At 60.2% G+C, this 18,112-nt stretch carries 21 protein-coding genes; 14 read left to right on the top strand and 7 right to left on the bottom strand.

Annotated features, from left to right (window positions below; all coding sequences use genetic code 11):
* The first annotated feature begins 14 nt into the window (after window positions 1–14).
* From CYA_RS02345 to CYA_RS02320, 6 genes are all read left to right on the top strand, one after another.
* Window positions 15–1,454, top strand: a complete 1,440-nt coding sequence (locus CYA_RS02345; protein ID WP_011429406.1) for an NAD(P)/FAD-dependent oxidoreductase — start codon at window positions 15–17, stop codon at window positions 1,452–1,454.
* Window positions 1,451–2,728: a hypothetical protein gene (locus tag CYA_RS02340; protein ID WP_011429405.1), complete on the top strand. Its 1,278-nt coding sequence runs from the start codon at window positions 1,451–1,453 to the stop codon at window positions 2,726–2,728. The genes CYA_RS02345 and CYA_RS02340 overlap by 4 nt, the downstream gene beginning before the upstream one ends.
* A gap of 57 nt (window positions 2,729–2,785) precedes the next feature.
* The gene (locus CYA_RS02335) at window positions 2,786–3,238 is read left to right on the top strand and encodes a hypothetical protein (protein ID WP_011429404.1); all 453 of its coding nucleotides are present in this window, start codon (window positions 2,786–2,788) and stop codon (window positions 3,236–3,238) included.
* 117 nt (window positions 3,239–3,355) lie between these two features.
* Window positions 3,356–4,657 (top strand): gamma-glutamyl-phosphate reductase, encoded by a 1,302-nt coding sequence (locus CYA_RS02330; RefSeq protein ID WP_011429403.1) that lies wholly within the window; start codon window positions 3,356–3,358, stop codon window positions 4,655–4,657.
* Between the two features lie 132 nt (window positions 4,658–4,789).
* The gene (locus CYA_RS02325; RefSeq protein ID WP_011429402.1) at window positions 4,790–5,431 is read left to right on the top strand and encodes a hypothetical protein; all 642 of its coding nucleotides are present in this window, start codon (window positions 4,790–4,792) and stop codon (window positions 5,429–5,431) included.
* Between the two features lie 2 nt (window positions 5,432–5,433).
* Window positions 5,434–5,808, top strand: a complete 375-nt coding sequence (locus tag CYA_RS02320; protein ID WP_011429401.1) for a DUF3493 domain-containing protein — start codon at window positions 5,434–5,436, stop codon at window positions 5,806–5,808.
* Window positions 5,809–5,827: 19 nt separating this feature from the next.
* Here the strand turns inward: CYA_RS02320 and CYA_RS02315 are convergent, their stop codons facing one another.
* Window positions 5,828–6,205, bottom strand: coding sequence for a hypothetical protein (locus CYA_RS02315; RefSeq protein WP_011429400.1), 378 nt, complete (start codon window positions 6,203–6,205; stop codon window positions 5,828–5,830).
* 238 nt (window positions 6,206–6,443) lie between these two features.
* Between CYA_RS02315 and psaC the strand changes: the two genes are divergently transcribed.
* Entirely contained in the window at window positions 6,444–6,692 is a 249-nt protein-coding gene (gene psaC / locus CYA_RS02310; RefSeq protein ID WP_011429399.1) for a photosystem I iron-sulfur center protein PsaC, read from the top strand.
* A gap of 160 nt (window positions 6,693–6,852) precedes the next feature.
* Here the strand turns inward: psaC and nadD are convergent, their stop codons facing one another.
* Together nadD and ruvA are read right to left on the bottom strand one after the other, a co-directional pair.
* Window positions 6,853–7,476 (bottom strand): nicotinate-nucleotide adenylyltransferase, encoded by a 624-nt coding sequence (nadD, locus tag CYA_RS02305; RefSeq protein WP_011429398.1) that lies wholly within the window; start codon window positions 7,474–7,476, stop codon window positions 6,853–6,855.
* The gene (gene ruvA / locus CYA_RS02300; protein ID WP_011429397.1) at window positions 7,473–8,087 is read right to left on the bottom strand and encodes a Holliday junction branch migration protein RuvA; all 615 of its coding nucleotides are present in this window, start codon (window positions 8,085–8,087) and stop codon (window positions 7,473–7,475) included. The genes nadD and ruvA overlap by 4 nt, the downstream gene beginning before the upstream one ends.
* A 116-nt stretch (window positions 8,088–8,203) precedes the next feature.
* Between ruvA and CYA_RS02295 the strand changes: the two genes are divergently transcribed.
* Window positions 8,204–9,139, top strand: coding sequence for an alpha/beta fold hydrolase (locus CYA_RS02295; RefSeq protein WP_011429396.1), 936 nt, complete (start codon window positions 8,204–8,206; stop codon window positions 9,137–9,139).
* A gap of 9 nt (window positions 9,140–9,148) precedes the next feature.
* Here CYA_RS02295 and CYA_RS02290 read toward each other — a convergent pair whose 3' ends face one another.
* A complete protein-coding gene (locus CYA_RS02290; RefSeq protein ID WP_011429395.1) occupies window positions 9,149–9,685 on the bottom strand; it encodes an HNH endonuclease in 537 nt (178 codons plus the stop codon).
* A 514-nt stretch (window positions 9,686–10,199) separates the two neighbouring features.
* Between CYA_RS02290 and CYA_RS15205 the strand changes: the two genes are divergently transcribed.
* Window positions 10,200–10,547, top strand: coding sequence for a metallophosphoesterase family protein (locus tag CYA_RS15205; protein ID WP_228375496.1), 348 nt, complete (start codon window positions 10,200–10,202; stop codon window positions 10,545–10,547).
* Here CYA_RS15205 and CYA_RS02285 read toward each other — a convergent pair.
* Window positions 10,498–11,412 carry a cation diffusion facilitator family transporter gene (locus tag CYA_RS02285; RefSeq protein WP_011429393.1) on the bottom strand — a complete coding sequence of 305 codons (915 nt, stop codon included), beginning with the start codon at window positions 11,410–11,412 and terminating at the stop codon, window positions 10,498–10,500. The genes CYA_RS15205 and CYA_RS02285 overlap by 50 nt on opposite strands.
* Before the next feature lie 141 nt (window positions 11,413–11,553).
* Here CYA_RS02285 and CYA_RS02280 point away from each other — a divergent pair, with 141 nt between their 5' ends.
* The 3 genes from CYA_RS02280 to CYA_RS02270 all read left to right on the top strand — a co-directional run bounded on the left by CYA_RS02280 (window position 11,554) and on the right by CYA_RS02270 (window position 14,946).
* A complete protein-coding gene (locus CYA_RS02280) occupies window positions 11,554–12,972 on the top strand; it encodes a UDP-glucose dehydrogenase family protein (RefSeq protein ID WP_011429392.1) in 1,419 nt (472 codons plus the stop codon).
* Complete coding sequence (locus tag CYA_RS02275; protein ID WP_011429391.1) at window positions 12,969–13,916, top strand: UDP-glucuronic acid decarboxylase family protein; 948 nt, start codon at window positions 12,969–12,971, stop codon at window positions 13,914–13,916. The genes CYA_RS02280 and CYA_RS02275 overlap by 4 nt, the downstream gene beginning before the upstream one ends.
* 139 nt (window positions 13,917–14,055) lie before the next feature.
* Window positions 14,056–14,946 carry a diguanylate cyclase gene (locus CYA_RS02270; protein WP_228375413.1) on the top strand — a complete coding sequence of 297 codons (891 nt, stop codon included), beginning with the start codon at window positions 14,056–14,058 and terminating at the stop codon, window positions 14,944–14,946.
* A 3-nt stretch (window positions 14,947–14,949) separates the two neighbouring features.
* Here CYA_RS02270 and gcvH read toward each other — a convergent pair whose 3' ends face one another.
* Both gcvH and CYA_RS02260 read right to left on the bottom strand, forming a co-directional pair.
* A complete protein-coding gene (gcvH, locus tag CYA_RS02265; protein ID WP_011429389.1) occupies window positions 14,950–15,339 on the bottom strand; it encodes a glycine cleavage system protein GcvH in 390 nt (129 codons plus the stop codon).
* 78 nt (window positions 15,340–15,417) lie between these two features.
* Window positions 15,418–16,323: an alpha/beta fold hydrolase gene (locus CYA_RS02260; protein WP_011429388.1), complete on the bottom strand. Its 906-nt coding sequence runs from the start codon at window positions 16,321–16,323 to the stop codon at window positions 15,418–15,420.
* A 119-nt stretch (window positions 16,324–16,442) separates the two neighbouring features.
* Here CYA_RS02260 and CYA_RS02255 point away from each other — a divergent pair, with 119 nt between their 5' ends.
* Window positions 16,443–17,375 (top strand): NAD(P)H-dependent glycerol-3-phosphate dehydrogenase, encoded by a 933-nt coding sequence (locus tag CYA_RS02255; RefSeq protein WP_011429387.1) that lies wholly within the window; start codon window positions 16,443–16,445, stop codon window positions 17,373–17,375.
* Between the two features lie 311 nt (window positions 17,376–17,686).
* Entirely contained in the window at window positions 17,687–18,052 is a 366-nt protein-coding gene (locus tag CYA_RS02250; RefSeq protein WP_011429386.1) for a response regulator, read from the top strand.
* Window positions 18,053–18,112 lie beyond the last annotated feature (60 nt).

Raw genomic sequence — 18,112 nt, 5'->3', positions numbered from 1 at the left:
GAGCGCAAGGCCAGATGCGGGATCCCATCTACATTCTGGGAGCAGGGCCGGCGGGCATGGCGGCTGCCTACCGCTTGACCCAACTGGGCTTCCCTGTGGTGGTAGTGGAACGGGAAGACAGGGTTGGGGGCTTGGCCAAAAGCATTTGCTACCGGGGGTTCATTCTCGACTATGGCCCGCACCGCTTTTTTACCAAGATCCCAGCGGTGCTGGAGCTGTGGAACCAGGTTTTGGGATCCGAACAAGTGACTGTCCGGCGGCTTACCCGCATCTACTACCGCAAGCACTATTTTCAGTACCCCATTCAAGCCTGGGAAGTCCTGCGCAAAGTGGGGTGGTGGGAAAGCCTGCTCATTGTTCTTTCCTACCTCTGGGCCCAACTTATCCCGCACCCAGCTCCCCAGAACTTTGCCGACTGGGTCAAGGGAAAATTTGGTAGCCGGCTTTTTCAGATGTTCTTCAAGAGCTACACGGAAAAGCTCTGGGGGATCCCTTGTACCGAAATCAGCGCCGATTGGGCTGCCCAGCGCATCAAAGGTCTCAGCCTTGGGCAAGCCATCCGCAAGGCCTTGGGCTGGAAGCGCGGTTCGGTCAAATCCCTGATCGACCAGTTTCAGTTTCCCCGCCTGGGATCCGGACAGCTCTACGAAAAAATGCAGGAGTTTTTGCTGGCTGAGGGTCAAAAGGTTTGGCTAAATACAGAAGTCATCGCCCTTAGACATCAGGGATCCCGGATTGTCGAGCTGCAATTGCGCCATCTCCAGGATGGAAGGGAAACTTGGGTCTCCCCCTCCCACGTCATTTCTTCCATCCCTTTGACAGTGTTGGTGCAGAGCCTGCGGGAACTGCCTCCCCCCCAAGTGCTGCAGGCAGCTCGCAAGCTCAAGTTTCGCAACACCGTTTTGGTTTACTTGATTGTGCAGGGATCCCAGCTTTTCCCCGATAACTGGCTGTATATCAATGAACCAACAGTACAAGTTGGTCGGGTAACCAATTTTGCCAATTGGTCGCCGGCTATGCTCCCCAACCGAGAACAAACCCCCTTGTGCTGTGAGTATTGGTGCAACTTTGAGGATCCCTTGTGGCAAGCCCCTGAGGAGGAATTGCTGGCTTTGGCTGAGAGGGAGCTGCGCCAAATTGGCCTGCTCCAGGATCAGAAGATCTGCGGTGGCTTTGTGGTGCGCCTGCCCCGCACCTATCCCATCTACGCCGGCAGCTACAAAGAAGACTTGGCCATTTTGCAGAGGTATCTTGGCGAGTTTGAAAATCTGCAACTGGTAGGCCGCTACGGCTCGTTTAAGTATAACAACCAAGATCACAGTTTGCTGATGGGCCTGCTGGCTGCTGAGAACATTCTCCAACCCGGCAGCCACGATCTCTGGCAGGTGAACTCCGATGACGATTACCAAGAGGAGATTAAAGTGCCATCCCCACCCGCAAAGGTGCGACAATGAGCTTCCCTCCTAGCCACCTCTTGCAGCACAGCCGGCAGCATCTGGTCTCTTTTGCCGTCCAAGTTTTGCTTCCCGCTGTGGCTTTGACGCTGCTGCAGATTTTCTTGATCTCCTTTTGGAGCCAGGAGGATGACTATGCTTCCATCTTCAAGGGTTTAACCCAGCGCGATAGCTACTGGTACCTGAGCATTGTGGAGCGGGGGTATCAGTTTGTGGGCTTTGACAAGATTGCCTACGAGCAGAGCAATGTGGCCTTCTTTCCAGGCTATCCCCTGGCGGTGGCCGCCATGAGCCGCCTGTTGGGAGTTGACCCTGAACTGGGGCTTTATCTCACTGCCCAGCTCTTTTGCTGGCTGATGTGGATTTACCTTTTCCTGTTTTACCGCCGCTGGCAGATCCCCACTCTTTGGCAAGTTTTGGCAAGTCTGATTATCTTGGTCTATCCCAGCAGTTTTTACCTTGTCGTGGGCTACAGCGAATCCCTCTTCATGGCCAGCTTGTTGGGTTTTTTCTACTGGTTGGCCTGCTTGAATTCGATGAAGGCAGGGCTCCTGGCCGGGATCCACGGTTTTGCGATGAGTGCCACCCGCATTGTGGGTTTGCCGGTGGCGCTGGTTCCCCTGCTGCGGCTATCCCGCCGTTGGTTTTGGACGGCAGGCGCCGTTGTTTTGGCCTTGTTGGGGGGGCTGAGTTTTTTCCTCTACTGTCAGCTCCGCTTCGGTCGCTGGGATCTCTACATGGAGATGCAGCGCTACTTTACCGGCGTCCAGGCCAATTACCAAGCCCTTTTCCAGGCTCATACCTATGTTCTTTCCCCTGAGCGATGGCAGGTCTTGCTCTCTCCTTCTGCACCGCTGCAGGATCCTGGCCTGTGGTCTGATGCTCTCAGCCAACTGTTTGTGTCTGTTACGCTGGGATCCCTAGTTGTTACAGGCTTGCTGGATGGTTTGAGTGTCGTGGCCGGTAAGAGCCGGCGCTGGCAGGAGCGGCTGGGGTTTCACCTAGCTGCCTGGGCTATGTTCTACATCGCTGTAGCCGGCATGAGTCCCCTAGGCCAGCGAAGCATGATTCGCTACTGCCTACCGGTTCACCTCGTGCAAGTGCTGGCCCTCCTGCACTGGGCCAAGCACACAGATTTCGGCTTCCTTCCCCTGTGGGCGCGCCCCCACCTAAGCAGAGTTCTCAAGCTGGGCTATGGGCTTCTGGGCCTGATCTTCCTCGTCCTCAACCAGATCTTGACCTGGCGCTACGTCCACCATCTCTGGGTGGCTTGACCCTGCTTTCTTGAGGATAGGATGTGAGGGATCCCGACTTCTCACCGACTGAGAGCTGTGGCGTTTTCCTCTCCCCACAAGTGGCCTCGGCAGAAATCGTCCCTGCGAGTGGCTCAGCCCATCGAGCCCACCAAAATTTACCCCTGCCCCTGTTGCCACCAAGGTCAGTTGCGCCTGATTACCCTGACTGAGGCTTTTGGCTGCAGCCGTTGCCAGCATATTTTCGCCATCACCCCCGACCGTTTGCACATTGAGCAACTGGCCGTCTCCTACCCCTACCGTAAAATCTGGTTCTGGAACGGCCATCAGTGGGTGTTGCACCGGCAAAGCACTTTCCAGGGATCTGCGCTCTTGGGCCTCACCCTCAGCCTGGGGGTTGCTTTGGCGGTGGGGTTTCTGGGCGTGTTGCTCTTCCCCAGCCAAGCCCAGTTGCTCAGTTGGTTCCTGATTCTTTGCCTGTTGCTGACGCTGTTGATGGTGACGGCGATCCTGCTGCTGCGGCGGCCTTGAGATGCTTGGGATCGTTGCCAGGGATCCCTAGTTTCAGCCCTTGTGGATCTAGCCATTTCTTGTTAGCAGTGGTCAGGAGCAGGTCTGTCGTCGGTCAGCCGGGCAGGAGGGAAGCGAGTGACCGATTTTGGTTCAGCCTTTGACCTCAGCACCACCCTGCGCCAGGTGCGCCGCTTACTGCCTCAGCTCCAGCGCTTGAGCGGCGAAACCAAACGCCAGGCCCTGCTGGCTCTCTCGCGCCGTTTGCTGGAGCGCTCCGATCTGCTGTTGGAGGCCAATACCCTCGACCTGGAAAGCTGCCGCGAGCAAACCCTGCCGGAGTGGATCCTCAACGGCCTCAAGCTTACCCCCGAGCGCCTGCAGCGATCCGCCCAGTTGCTTGCTCTCCTGGCCCAACAGCCGGATCCCATCGGGAGCCTGGAGAGGGGGTGCCGTCAGGACAACGGGCTGTTTATTGGCCGCTACCGCGTCCCTTTGGGGCTGATCGCCTTGGTCTACGAGATCTACCCCGAGTTTGCCTTGAATGGCATTGGCATGTGTCTCAAGACGAGCAATGGCGTGATCTTGGCCGGCAGCGGCCCCATCCAGAAAACCCATCAGGCCCTGGTCAACCTGTTGGCAGAGACCGCCTACGAGCACGGGATCCCGGAAGGGGCCATTCAAACCCTCCCCGCCCAAGACCAAGCGACCGATCCCCAGGCCGATTCCCCACTGTTGCTGTTGTTGCAGCAAACCCGCTATGTGGATCTGGTGATCCCCTGCGGTCGCCCCGGCTGGGTGGAGTTCCTGTTGCAGGCCAGCAAAGTGCCGACTCTGGTCACGCATCTGGGGTACGGCCACATCTATGTGGATCGCACCGCTCCTTGGCCTTTGGTGAAGTCGGTTTTGTTGGATCCCTTGGCTCGCTATGGCCCAGAAGGGATCCCGATCTATCAGCCCCTCACCCTTTGGCTGCTGATCCACACCGATTGGGCCGCCCATCATCTGACCGCCCTGATTGAAGACTTGCTGGGTCAAGGGATCGATATACAGGCAGCAGCCCCCATTCTGGAGCGATTCCCCCAGCTTCAGCCGCTGGGGGAAGGCTTTGACTCCACAGAACGGCCTCATCTGCGCCTCCAGCCCGTTGCCGACCTGACGGAGGCGATCGCCTGGATCAACAAAAATGGCTGTCGTCAATCGGAGACGATCCTCACCGACAGCCAATCGGCAGCCCAGCGCTTTCTCCAGGAGGTGGATGCCGCCCTGATCCACATCAACACCTCTCCCCTCTCGGCAGGCCGGGGAGCCGGGATCCCCACCTTGGGAGCGTTTCGCGACCTGTCTTTGGGCATTTCCACCCAGCGGCTGCACGTGCGCGGGCCCATCGACCTGGAAGCCTTGACAACGGTGAAGGTAGTGGCTCAGGGTGACCTGTAGCAGGGGAAAGTTGGGATACCGAACTGCTGTTCTCCCCAAAAGCCAAGAGATGGCGTGAGACTAGAAAGGGAGGAATGCCGGCCCCGTCGTCCGACGTCCAACCCAGCCCAACAGACAGGGGGGAGAACTCCTTTGGGGATTGACCTGCGCAGTTACGTGTTTTTGGATCGGCTCCAGCCCCAGTACGCTGCTTATCTGGGCACGGTGGCCCAGGGCTTTTTGCCTCTGCCAGGGGATACTTCCCTCTGGGTCGAGATTTCCCCCGGCATCGAGATCAACCGCGTTATGGACATCGCCCTCAAAGCCACCTCGGTAAGGCCGGGGCTGCAGGTGGTGGAGCGCCTCTACGGCCTTTTGGAGGTACACTCCAGCAACCAGGGGGATACCCGCACTGCCGGTCGGGCCATCCTGGCGGCTTTGGGGGTGAGCGAAAAGGAGCGCCTCAGGCCGCGCATCATCTCCAGCCAGATCATTCGCAACATCGATCCCCACCAAACCCAGTTGATCAACCGTTTCCGCCGCGGCCAGATGCTCCTAGCCGGCCAAACCCTCTACATCCTGGAGGTGCAGCCGGCAGGCTATGCCCCCCTGGCCGCCAACGAGGCAGAAAAATCGGCCCGCATCAACATCCTCGAAGTGATGCCCTTTGGCAGCTTTGGCCGCGTCTACTTGGGCGGGGAAGAGCAAGATATTCTGGCTGCCTGTCGGGCTGCCGAGGAAAGCTTGGCGGCGATTTCTGGCCGGGATCCCCTACTATTGCCCGAGGAGGTGTAGCCGTGGCAACATCGGAGCCCAAACCTTCCCCAAAACCTGGCTCGCCCCTGCCCCCAGGTCGGGATCCAGCGGCAGATCGGGTGAGGCTGCTCACGGAACTGGCCGCCCCCTACCGCAGTCTGCGGCGCTTTGTCTACCTGGCGGTGGGTTTTTCGGCCACCATCGGGGCATTTGTATTTTTCTTTCGAGCCTTGGCAGGGCGGGATCTGGAGACCACCCTGCCCAGCTTGGCCTTACAGTTAGGGATCCTGGCCGGCGCCCTCGGCCTCAACAGGCTGGAAAGCCACTCCCAGCAAAAGCTGGTCAGACGGATGAAGCAGCGCCTTAGCAGCCAAAAAGACTCGCCCCGTCCGCCCGAGGGCGATGCCCCGCTTTAGGGCAGGGACGGCTAGCCTGTCAATAGTCCCAGTCCCCTTGGCGGGGATCGGAGTCGTCTTCCTCGTCGGCGCTGGGAAGATAACGGCGGGCTTCCTGGGGCCACTTTTGGGCTATTTGGATGGCAAGAAAGGCCGCGAGAGCCACTAAAACTGCCAAGGTGAGAATTGGAATCGCCAGGATCACCACTGCGCCCAACACGTAGATGGCCACCTTGGGCAAGGAAGGATCCACCCTCCAGCCACGCCTGTACACCCAGTCGGTGAGCTGCCGATCCCAGCGGCGCAGGCGAGGTATGTTCTCCGCATAGATTTCCTGGAGAATGCCGGCCAAAACGGGCCCCAGGCGGTGCATTTGGCTTCGAGTTTGCCTTCTCCAATTCCGCAGCGAGCGTCCCATTCGTAGGATCCTTGCCCTGTCCTTCCTCAGGCAATCCTAGCCCAACCGCGAGGGCGACCTTCCCGTCGGCGCGGCAAGGGATCCCTGGGGATGTAAATTTGTCTGAACATTTGGATCGCAGTTCGGGGTGGTTTGGCAGGACTACAGTACACTGAAGGCACCCGTGCAGTGGTGTTGCTGCCACGCCCTTCGGTAAACCTTTTTTTAATCTTTCAAACAGCTCGACTGGAGAACGCTAATGGCTCACACGGTCAAGATCTACGACACCTGCATCGGCTGTACTCAGTGTGTGCGGGCCTGCCCTACTGATGTGTTGGAAATGGTGCCCTGGAAGGGGAACAACAAGGCCGGCATGATTGCCGCAGCCCCCCGCACCGAAGACTGTGTTGGCTGCAAACGCTGTGAGACTGCCTGCCCCACGGACTTCTTGAGCATCCGCGTCTACCTTGGCCCCGAAACCACCCGCAGCATGGGCTTGGCTTACTAAGCCATCGGCAGGTTGGGTTGCAATTTTCATTTGAGACAAGCCTTCCTACTTTCAGCGAAACAGCCTCTCTTCAGCCCCTCCTGGCTGGGAAAAAGTTGGGCGGGCTGTTGCTCTAGTGAACGGGTTTATCGGAGAGGAGGGATCCCTCCTCTTTTTTTCTTCAAGGGTCGAGGTAGAGCCGGTGTTGGCGAATGTAGTGCTCCACAGCAGGGGGCACCAGGTAGCGGATGGATCCCCCCTTTTGGATTTGCTGGCGCAGGTAGGTGGAAGAGAGCGTTAGGGTGGGGGCGTCCAGGATTGCTGCCCGGATGGGCAGCTTTGCGGCCACCGACCGCAGCACTTGGGCGGCGTCGCCGGCATCGATACGGGGGGCAACAATCCAATGGCAGAGGCGGGCCAATTCTTCCGCCTGGTACCACTGGGGCAGATCCCGCAGGGCATCCACGCCGATAATCCAATACCACTGGGTATCCGGCTGCTCTTGCATCAGGCTGCGCAGCGTCTCGATGGTGTAGGAGGGGCCGGGACGGCGGATCTCCAGGTCGGAGCAGGCAAAGCGCTCGTGGTCGGCAATGGCCAGCTTCACCATGGCCAGGCGATCGGCTTTGCTGGCGCCGGCGGCCAAGGGCTTGTGGGGAGGATCCCCTGCCGGCATCCACAGCACCTGATCCAGGTTGAACTGCCAGAGGGCCTGCTCCGCCATGATCAGATGGCCGTGGTGGACGGGGTTGAAGGTGCCGCCCAGAATGCCAATGCGGCGCTGCTGGGGATCCGGAGGGCTCATGGCTGCCGGCTGAGGTAGGTGATGGCATCCCGCAGCCACTCTTCCGTTGGGCGGGGTTGGGAGGGCAAAGCTTGCAGGGCCGCTTGAATTTCTTGGAGGCTGTAGCCGAGGGCCAGCAAGGCCATTTCCACCTCTTCCCGGATGGCCGGAGGCGGCCCGCCGGCCAGGGGGCGATCGGCGTTCTCCAGGCCTTGTCGCCAGTGGGCCAGCTTGGTTTTCAGCTCCAAGGCTAGCCGTTGGGCCGTTTTGTGCCCTACCCCTGGCGTGAGGGAAAGTAGGCGCACGTTTTCGGTCACCACTGCCTGAACCAGCTCCGGCAGGCCGAAGGTATTCAGCAGAGCCAAGCCCAAAGCCGGCCCCACCCCCGAAACTTTGATGAGCTCCACAAACACATCGCGCTCGGCTGGCGAGCCAAACCCGTACAACACCAGCTCGGTCTCTCGCACCACCAAGTGGGTAAACACCCGCACGGGCTCTCCGATGGGGGGCAGTTGCTTGAGAAAACGCGCCGGGGCCTTGACCCGATAGCCGATCCCCTGCACCTCAACGGTGAGGCTACTGCGCTCTCCCCATTCGATGGCGACGAGGTGGCCGCTCAAAAACGCGATCATGCTGCGAGTCCAATCCGTGTTTAGGATACGCTGCTCGGCTACAGCTCCAGAGTCGGCCGAGCAGAATCTAAAAGAATCTAGAATACTTAAATAACAAAAGCTTACAAGCGACCTCTATGGCTTCAACATCGGCATCGGCCACTCCTATCTCGGCACGCTGGATTTGGCGGGGGCAATCCGTCCATTACGTCAAACAGGGCGAGCAGGGGCAGCCTTTGCTTTTGGTGCACGGCTTTGGGGCTTCCACCGACCACTGGCGTAAAAACATTCCCGAATTGGCTCAACACTACCAGGTCTATGCCATCGATTTGCTCGGCTTTGGCCGTTCGGCCAAGCCCAACTGGGACTATCGCGCCGAGATCTGGCGGGATCAACTGCGGGATTTCTGTCAACAGGTGATCCGGCGGCCTGTGGTGGCCATTGGCAACTCCCTGGGCGGCTATGTGGTGCTCAGCCTGGCGGCAGAGTGGCCGGAGTGGGTGCGGGGGGTGGTGCTGCTTAACGGGGCAGGCGGCTTTTCCACGGTTAAGGGATCCCCATCTGGCTGGCGGCAATGGCTGGGTGGCCTGGTAGGCTGGGGCCTGCGCCAGCGCCTGGTGTCTTACCTATTGTTTCAGTATTTGCGGCAGCCGCGGGTGATTCGCTCCAAGCTGAAGCAGGTCTATTACGACCCGGCGGCAGTGACGGATCAACTGGTGGAAGACATTCATCGCCCCACGCGGGATCCGGGGGCTGCCGATGTGTTCGTGGCCCTGATGCGGGGCGGGCAGAAGGGGCGCTATGTGGACGAGCTGCTGCGCAGCTTGGTGCGCCCCCTGTTGTTGATTTGGGGCGAACGGGATCCCTGGATGCGGGTCCGCGAGCGCTCTAAGCTCTACCGGGCTCACTACCCTCAGGCGGTGGAATACTTCCTGGAGGCCGGCCACTGCCCTCACGATGAGCGCCCCGAAGAGGTCAACGCCCTGATCCATCGCTGGATCGAGCTGGGGATCCCGGCCACCACCTCTCCTCCCCTTTCCAAAGCAGCGCCGGTCTCAGACCTGCATCCTTAGCCTTGGGAGCTAGGCGGGCTTGACTGCCAGCTCCGGCGGCGGATCCCCTTCCAGGCCGATGGCGTACTTCAGCCATTCCCGATGGGATCCGCTGCCGACGGCTTTGGAGATTTCAAAGTAAAGGGTGCTGTGGGGGCGGCGGGGCTGGCGGAGCAAGGGCATGCCGGCCTCCCAAGGGGTGCGATTCCCTTTTTTCACGTTGCAGCGCACACAGGCGCTGACTACATTCTCCCAGGTATCTTCACCGCCGCGGGAGCGCGGGATCACGTGATCCAGGGTTAGGTCTTCGCCGTAACAGCCGCAGTACTGGCAGCGGTGCCCATCGCGGTAGAGGACATTGCGCCGCGTCAGGGGGATCTCCTTGTGGGGAACGTGAACGTAGTGGCGCAGGCGGATGACGGTGGGCAGAGGGATGTTGCCGTAGACTACTTTGCCATTGTGCTCGATTTGCTCGGCCTTGCCCTTGAGCAAAAGGACAACAGCTCTGCGCCAACTGGTGATGTTGAGCGGATCGTAGGAGGCATTTAAAACCAAAACCTTGCCCATAGTGCTACGCACCGCTGACGAAATCCCCTACCGGATCTGAAAGGCGCCAGCTCTCTTGAAGTTACGCAAAATCTTAACACAGCTTTAGAGGCGAGGTAGCCCACTTCACTCCGGTAAAACCTCGGGTTCCCTTCCCTCTGCCGGCTCAGCACAACAGGATCCCGACGTGGTGGATCGAGATCCCGAGGCACTTTCTAGCCCTTGCTGTTAGAGCCGGCCCTAATCCCAGGCAGGGTGGGCTTCGGCTGCTGAGGCTGCTCCGGCTCGCGGCCGAAGTTGGTAATCAGAGTTAGAGATTGGGCTTTTTCAGCTCGATTTGCTCCCCGTCGGCCTCCCCAGCCGTCACCTGTAAGGTGGCCTTGCCGAGGTTATCCCGGAGATCCTCTGCCAAAAGACCGGAATCCCCCCAGGGGCAATCGGGCCTTGCGCCGGATCTGTCCTTTGGGATCATCTCAACCGGTTTCATTTGGTGAAGCTAAGCATCCCGGCTCTGGAGCAGGTTTTGCAACACCGGATGCAGTTGCTCTTGGATTTTTTGCTGCTGCCGAGGGATCTGACCCAGCACGGGGAGCCAGAAAACCACGCTTGGTTGGCAGAGCGGCTGGCCCGTTTACCTTTTCCGGCTTTTGTGGTGCCCGGCAACCACGACGTGCCCCAGCCCGAGGCATTGGCAGAGTTTCCCCGCTACTACCGAGCTTTTGGCTATGAGGACGGGCTTTCCACTTTCTTTCCACTCTCTAGGAATCCCCCCGAAGGGGGAAATCTACCCCCATTAAACCCGCGCAGAGCAAGGAATGCAAGGCCCATTGTGGCTAGGAACGGGATCCCTCGATGTGGGAGTAGGGCTCCAGGTGGATGGTGACCCGCACCGGCCCGTAGCGCTGCTGCAGCAGTTGCTCCACCGCTTCGGTAAGGCGATGGGCCGACTCCACATCCAGCGGCTCCACCACCATGTGCATTTCGATAAAGATCATCTGCCCCGGGATGCCGCGGGAGGTGATGTCGTGGCAGTCGAGGATCCCGGGCAGGCTGAGAACCAGCTCCCGCAAGGTTTTGGGGGGGATAGCCACCCGGTCGGTTAAGAAGGGAACGTTTTCCCGCAGCACTTCCCAGCCGCTCCAGAACACCAGCAGCCCCACCGGCACCGCCAGCACCTGGTCCAGCCAAGGGATCCCCCAGAAGTGGATCCCGGCCAGACCCAGCAATACCGTCAGGGTTACCCAGACATCGCTGAGGGTATGGCGGGCATCGGCCAAGAGCAGCGAGCTGGCCAGCGCCCTGCCCCAGAAACGTTCATAGACGGCCACGAAGAGGTTGATCCCCAGCACGCCCAGCATCAGCGTCAAGGTCAACCCCTCGATCCGGAGCTGCGGCGGCTGGGGTGCAAAAAACCGCCCCACCGCTGCGCTGAGGATCTCGAAGCTGGCCACTCCCAAAAAGGCGGCGATCCCCAGCGCTCCAATGGCCTCAAACTTGCTGCGGCCATAGGGATGGTCTTCGTCCGGCTCTGGCGAGGAAAAGCGGGCTGCCAGCAGGGCAAGAATGTTGCTGGCGCTGTCGGTAACACTGTGCAGGGCATCGGCCACCAAGCTGAGGGATCCCGTCGCCAATCCCAGGATCAACTTGACCGAAAACACCAAAAGATTGAGCCCCAGGGTGACATAGAGCACCCTCTGCACCTGGCGCTGACGGCGGCTGGCTATGGCAGCAGAATCGGGGAAGCTCACCGCTGGGGAGCCTCAGACCAAGCCGGTTCAGCTTTATTTTGCCACCGACTCCCCCTAGGGGCCGACCTTCTTCGAGGGGATAGGAAATGCGGGCCGGCGGGGTATTTTAGAACCAAGCACCGACGCGAGGGGGAGGCGGCCATGGACATGGCGGTCGTGGGAGCTGGCTATGTGGGGTTGGTAACCGGCGCCTGTCTGGCCCACCTGGGCCACAGCGTTATTTGTATAGACAACAACCCTGTCAAAATCGAAAACCTGCAGCGAGGTCGTCTGCCCATCTACGAGCCCGGCCTGGAAGAGCTGGTGCGGGAAGGCGCCGAGGCTGGCCGGCTGCACTTTACCACCGACCTGGGCCTGGGGGTGAAGGCCAGCGAAGTGATCTTCATTGCCGTGGGCACCCCGGCTTTGCCCAGCGGCGAGCCAGACCTGCGCTACGTAGAGGCCGTGGCGCGAGGGATCGGCCAGCACCTGGACAACCGCTACCGCGTCATCGTCAACAAGTCCACCGTGCCCATCGGCTCCGGCGACTGGGTGCGCATGCTCATCCTCGACGGCGCCGCCGAGGCTGTCCAGCAGCGCCTAAGCAGCCAACAGATGGCCCTGGCTGGGGGGGATCCCACCCCCTCCTCCCTGGCCACCCTGGACAGGTCTTCCTGGGTGCCGCCCTTCGACGTGGTGAGCAACCCCGAGTTTCTGCGGGAGGGCAGCGCCATCCAGGATACCTTTTACCCCGACCGCATCGTGATTGGCTCCAACAGCCCCCGGGCCATCGAGATCCTGCGGCAGCTTTACGAGCCCATCCTCAGCCGCCAGCAGGGCTTGGGCGGGGATCCCGTGCCCTTGCTGGTCACCGACCTGGCCTCGGCCGAGATGATCAAATATGCGGCCAACGCCTTCCTGGCCACCAAGATCAGCTTCATCAACGAGATCGCCAACATCTGCGAGCGCACTGGCGCCGACATCACCCAGGTGGCCGAAGGGATCGGCCTCGATAAGCGCATTGGCCGCGCCTTCCTCAACGCTGGTCTAGGCTGGGGAGGGAGCTGCTTTCCCAAGGATCTGGCCGCTTTGATCCAGACGGCAGCCGACTACGGCTATGAGGCCAAGCTGTTGCGGGCCACCGTCGAGGTCAACCGCGAGCAGCGGCAGCGCCTGCTGGAAAAGCTGCAGCAGGCCCTCAAGGTGCTCAAGGGCAAGACCATCGGCCTTCTGGGCCTCACCTTCAAGCCCCACACCGACGACCTGCGGGATGCGCCGTCCCTGACCCTCATCGAGCAGCTCCACCGGCTGGGGGCCAAGGTAAAAGCCTATGATCCCATTGTGTCGGCTTCGGGGATGCGGGAGGGCCTGGCCCACGTGGTGGTGGAAACGGACGTGTTCCGCCTGGCCCAGGATTGCGACGCCCTGGTGCTGGTGACCGAGTGGCCGGAGTTTTTGTCGCTGGATTACCGGCGCCTTGCCGAGCTGATGCGGCGGCCCCTCATCCTCGACGGCCGCAACTGCCTTGACCGGCAGGCCGTTCAGCAGGCGGGCATTACCCTGATTGGAGTGGGCTGGTGAAGATCCTGGTTACGGGTGGTTTGGGGTTTATCGGCTCCCATCTGGTCAGCCGTCTGCTGCAGGAGGGCCACACGGTGATCTGCCTCGACAACGGCTACACGGGGCGGGAGGAGAACCTGCAGGCCCACCGCAACAACCCTGCCTTGACCTTGCTGTGGCACGACGTGGCCGAGCCGCTGCCGCCGGAGCTGGAGAAAGCTGGCATTGAGCAAATCTACCACCTGGCCTGTCCCGCCTCGCCGCCCCACTACCAGGCGGATCCCATCCGCACCATCCGCACCGGCGTCTGGGGCACCTACCACCTGCTGGAGCTGGCCCAGAAAACGGGGGCCAGGTTCCTGCTGGCCTCCACTTCAGAAGTGTACGGGGATCCCCAGGTGCACCCCCAGCCGGAGGACTACTGGGGCCATGTCAACCCCATCGGCCCGCGGGCCTGCTACGACGAGTCCAAGCGCCTGGCCGAAACCCTGACCTTTGACTGGCAGCGGCAACACCAAACCGAGATCCGCGTGGCCCGCATCTTCAACACCTATGGCCCGGCCATGCGGGAAGACGATGGCCGTGTGGTCAGCAACTTCATCGTCCAGGCGCTGCGCGGGAATCCCCTCACCGTCTATGGAGATGGCTCCCAGACCCGTAGCTTCTGCTACATCTCCGACCTCATCGAGGGCCTGGTGCGCCTGATGAACAGCCCTTATCCCGGCCCCTTTAACCTGGGCAACCCGCAGGAGGTCACCATTCTAGAGTTGGCTCGGCAGGTTTTGGCCCTCACCGGCAGCTCTTCTCCCATCGTCCACCGGCCTCTCCCAACCGACGATCCCAAGCAGCGCCGGCCCGACATCAACAAGGCCCGCGCCCTGCTGGGCTGGGATCCCCAGATTCCTCTGCAGCTTGGCCTGGAGCTGACTATCCCCTACTTTCGCCGCCGGCTGGGCCTGGAGTAGAGGATCCCTCTTGTCCTGGCGGGGCAGGCAGGAGGGTGGGCAGAGCTCGACAAAACCGTCATAATACGGAGAGAGGCCGTCTTAAGCCTTCCATAACCTCTGCCTAGGTGGGATCCCTGTAACTTTGGATACTTACCCTTTGTCTCTCGAAGAGCCGACCACCTGCATCTCCCTGGAGTGCTATGGGCTGGGAGTGGAGAGAGAGCCTGTGGGCGCCTTTTTGACCGTGCTCTGGGGGGCCAATATGGGCATGACCTTTCCCTTGGGGGAAACAGCGGTAGTGGGGCGCAGCTCCCAGGCTGACATTCAGCTCTGGGATCACGCCGTTTCTCGGCAGCACTGTCGGCTGGAGAGAGAAGGGGGAACCTACATCCTCACCGACCTAGGCAGCCTCAACGGTACCTATGTCAACTGGCAGAGGGTAACTCGCCTTCCCTTGGCCGATAGGGATCGCATCCAGCTGGGGAATAGCCTCCTGCAGTTTGCCTATTATGACCGGCTGGAGGAGGCTTTCTTTTTCCAGGTCGCTGCCGCCGCTCTCTACGACCCGCTCACGGGGCTGCACAACCGTCGGTTTTTCCTAGAGCACCTGCAGAGGGAGATGGCCTTTGCCCGCCGCCATAGCTTTCCCCTCCACTTGCTTTACCTGGACTTGGACAACTTCAAGCTCATCAACGACCGCTGGGGGCACTTGGCCGGGGATCAAGCCCTGATCCAGGTGGCCCGCCAACTGCAGGACCAGGTTCGCCAAGAGGATCTGCTGGCCCGCATGGGGGGCGACGAATTTGTCCTCATGGTGCGCGGGGTTCCGGAAGCTCAAATCCTGCAGTTGGCCAAGCGCCTGCGGCAGGCCGTCCAATCCCTCCCTCTGCAGGTGGGAGCGGAAGTTATCCACCTCACCTGTAGCATTGGCGTCGCCTCTTGGCTCAGCCTTTCAGCAGAAACTTCCGTCCAAAGCTTTCTAGAGGCAGCCGACCAAGCCCTCTACCAGGCCAAAAGGCAGGGGGGCAACCGGGAAGTGTTGCTGTAGGGCTTAGGATCCCTCCACCAAGCTGGCGTAAGCCTCCGCGCTCATCGTGTCGTCGAGATCTTCCGGGTTGGTCATGCGCACCTTGATCAGCCAGCCGTCTCCATAGGGATCGTCGGCAATGCTCTCTGGGCTGTCCACCACCGCTTTGTTTACCGCCACCACTTTCCCCGAAACAGGGGCATACAGATCCTCCACGGCCTTGACGGACTCCACGGAGCCAAAGCTCTCCCCCTTTTCAATTTCTGTCCCTTCCTCGGGCAAGCCGACGAAGACGATGTCTCCCAGCTGATCGACGGCATAAGCCGTGATCCCAATCACCGCAATGTCATCCTCAACGCGGATGTACTCGTGGGTGTCCACATAGCGCAGATGGGGCGGATACTCCAGGGCCATGCCGTTTCCCCTGCTAGAATTCAGTGGATTATTCTAGGGTGAACCCCTGGGGCTGGTAAAGCTCTCCCAACTTGACACCTAGAGGAACTCCATCAGCAGCCGATTCACGGTTTGCGGCGCCTCCTGCTGCGCCCAGTGGCCGCACTCGGGGATGTATTCTTTGCGAATGCCGTTGGGGAAAAAGGGATCCATTCCCTCGGTCAGCTCGCGGCTGAGGGCAAAGTCTTCCTCTCCCCAAATGAGCAGGGTGGGGGCGAGGATCTGCCGCAGGGGCTGTAAAAACAGGTTCTGCAGAGTGGGCAGGCTAAACAGGTGGCGGTAGTAGTTAAGGGCAGAGGTGAGCACCTTGGGTTTGGCGAGAGCCTCTTGGTAGATCTTCAGGTCGTGTCGGGTGAAGGCGCTTTTGCGCACCGAGGTCTCTCGGAAGATGCGCTGCACCCAATCGCCCAAGTTCCACTGGAGCACCCACTCCGGCAGCCAGGGCAACTGGAAGAAAAACAAGTACCAACTGCGGCGCATCTGGTCCAAATTGGTCAGGAACTCCCGGCGAAAGCAAGCGGGGTGAGGAGAGTTGAGCACGGCCAGCTTGCGGATCTCCTGGGGAAAAAGTTGCGCCCAGTGCCAAGCAATAGCCCCTCCCCAGTTGTGGGCCACCACTACCGCCCTCTTGGCCCCAAAGTGATCCAGGAGGCCGCGGACATCCGCCGTGAGGGTATCTAGGTCGTAGCCGTGATCCGGCTTGTCGGAATCGTTGTAGCCGCGTAGATCGGGGGCCACCACGCAAAACCGCTGCGCCAACACCGGGATCTGGTGCCGCCAGGAGTACCAAAACTCCGGGAAACCATGCAGCAAGATGGCCAGCTCCCCTTCCCCCTGGGTGACGTAGTGCAGTTGAATACCATTGGTGAGGGCATAGCCGTGCCGCCAGCTCCCCATCTTGGCGGCTACCTCAGCAGGAAGGCGTCGGATCCCTGCTTCTGTCATCTCGTCTGCTCTTTGGCCGAACCCATGATTTGGTATCCAACCATACTAACCTTTGTCGCTCTCTTGCTAACGGGGAGTTTAAGGCATCCTGGGAGAGAAGCTGCGGCTGCAAAGGTCAGATGAAAACTAACACAACATCCCCCCAGAAGATCGCCATTCTAGGGGCGGGAGCCTGGGGAAGTACGCTGGCTCTGCTGGCCCAGGCCCAGGGGCACCGAGTGCAGGTTTGGGACCGGCGCAAAGATCTGGATCTCAAAGAGGTGCTCCAGGGATCCCAAATCCTCATCTCGGCAGTCTCGATGGCAGGGGTGCGCCCCGTGGCCGAGGTTGTGCGCCAGGTGGGGATCCCACCGCAGGTTATTTTGGTCTCAGCCACTAAGGGACTGGATCCGCTCCAACTTTTGACTCCTGCCCAAATCTGGGGGGCTGCCTTCCCCAACCAGCCGTTGGTGGTGCTCTCCGGGCCTAACCTTTCCGCCGAGATCCGCCAGGGTTTGCCGGCAGCAGCAGTGGTAGCCAGCCGGGATCTCTGGGCAGCCGTGCAGGTGCAGCATGCCCTGGCTTCAGAGCGCTTTCGCCTCTACACCAGCAGCGATCCGCTGGGGGTGGAGCTGGGAGGCATCCTGAAAAATGTTATCGCCATCGCCGTGGGGGTGTGTGATGCGCTGCACCTGGGCACCAATGCTCGGGCTGCCCTGGTTACCCGCGGCTTGGCAGAGATGATCCGGGTGGGATCCCGCTTAGGGGCGCGGCCTGAGACCTTCAACGGCCTCTCAGGCCTGGGGGATCTGCTGGCCACCTGTCACAGTCCTCTGAGCCGCAACTACCAGGTGGGCTACGGGTTGGGCCAAGGTAGGCCTTTGTCCCAGGTTCTGGCTGAAATCGAGGGCACTGCCGAAGGAGTTTACACCGCTCCTGTCGTGGTCAAGATCGCCGCCCAACACAACATCCGGGTGCCTATCACCCAGGAGGTGCATCGGTTGTTGCAAGGACAGACCACCCCCACTGCTGCCCTGGCCAGGCTGATGGAGCGACAACTCACCTCGGAATAAGACCCTCACCCCCCTGCCCCTCTCCCTCTGGGAGAGGGGAGTTAGGGATAAACGTTGCATTGCTATTTGAAATGACCATAGCCGCAAATCCGCGGATGAGGAAAGGGGTTCTGCACCGTATCAGGATTTTTGCAGAGGGTTAGGGTACCAGAATGAGCCATTTGGCGGAGCTTTTTTCCCCAGAGTTTTTCTATGCTGTCTCTGTAGCTTCCCTGTTCGTTCCCGCATCAACTCGGCTCTCGGTTGTTCCAGGAAGCCGACGGCCAGCCCAAGGGATTGGGGGTTTCTTGTTTGCTTTTTTACGAAGCCACATGTCCAAACGCATCTTGGTGATTGAAGACGAACCCGCCATCCGCACCTATTTGCAGAAAGTGTTGCAACGAGCTGGGTACGACACTGTCGCGGCCAGCGATGGGGAGGAAGGATTACAGATGGTGCACGCTCTCCTGCCGGATTTGGTGTTGTGCGATGTGGTCATGCCCAAGCTGAACGGCTATGGAGTGTTAGATGCCGTGAGATGGGGTCGGTCCACTGCCCACATCCCCTTTGTCTTTCTCTCCTCGAAAACCAGCCGAGAAGACATGGAAGAAGGGCTGCGGCTTGGCTCTAATGCCTACTTAACCAAGCCCATCGACCAAAATCACCTGTTGAGAGCAATCGCCGCCCAACTGCTCTGAACTCTTAGCTATAGCCATTTACTATTGGGATAAAACTTCCAGGGAACCGAGAAAAGTTTT

The sequence above is a fragment of the Synechococcus sp. JA-3-3Ab genome, assembly GCF_000013205.1.
GTDB lineage: Bacteria > Cyanobacteriota > Cyanobacteriia > Thermostichales > Thermostichaceae > Thermostichus.
Note: the sequence above shows the minus strand (reverse complement) of the source record. Positions and strands in the feature narration are given on the sequence as shown.

Bases quoted from the DNA above. Each gene is read 5' to 3' on its own strand.
- CYA_RS02345 (WP_011429406.1), top strand. From the start codon at position 15: ATGCGGGATCCCATCTACATTCTGGGAGCAGGGCCGGCGGGCATGGCG.
- CYA_RS02340 (WP_011429405.1), top strand. From the start codon at position 1,451: ATGAGCTTCCCTCCTAGCCACCTCTTGCAGCACAGCCGGCAGCATCTG.
- CYA_RS02315 (WP_011429400.1), bottom strand. From the start codon at position 6,205: ATGGGACGCTCGCTGCGGAATTGGAGAAGGCAAACTCGAAGCCAAATG.
- psaC (WP_011429399.1), top strand. From the start codon at position 6,444: ATGGCTCACACGGTCAAGATCTACGACACCTGCATCGGCTGTACTCAG.
- nadD (WP_011429398.1), bottom strand. From the start codon at position 7,476: ATGAGCCCTCCGGATCCCCAGCAGCGCCGCATTGGCATTCTGGGCGGC.
- ruvA (WP_011429397.1), bottom strand. From the start codon at position 8,087: ATGATCGCGTTTTTGAGCGGCCACCTCGTCGCCATCGAATGGGGAGAG.
- CYA_RS02295 (WP_011429396.1), top strand. From the start codon at position 8,204: ATGGCTTCAACATCGGCATCGGCCACTCCTATCTCGGCACGCTGGATT.
- CYA_RS02290 (WP_011429395.1), bottom strand. From the start codon at position 9,685: ATGGGCAAGGTTTTGGTTTTAAATGCCTCCTACGATCCGCTCAACATC.
- CYA_RS15205 (WP_228375496.1), top strand. From the start codon at position 10,200: ATGCAGTTGCTCTTGGATTTTTTGCTGCTGCCGAGGGATCTGACCCAG.
- CYA_RS02280 (WP_011429392.1), top strand. From the start codon at position 11,554: ATGGACATGGCGGTCGTGGGAGCTGGCTATGTGGGGTTGGTAACCGGC.
- gcvH (WP_011429389.1), bottom strand. From the start codon at position 15,339: ATGGCCCTGGAGTATCCGCCCCATCTGCGCTATGTGGACACCCACGAG.
- CYA_RS02260 (WP_011429388.1), bottom strand. From the start codon at position 16,323: ATGACAGAAGCAGGGATCCGACGCCTTCCTGCTGAGGTAGCCGCCAAG.
- CYA_RS02255 (WP_011429387.1), top strand. From the start codon at position 16,443: ATGAAAACTAACACAACATCCCCCCAGAAGATCGCCATTCTAGGGGCG.
- CYA_RS02250 (WP_011429386.1), top strand. From the start codon at position 17,687: ATGTCCAAACGCATCTTGGTGATTGAAGACGAACCCGCCATCCGCACC.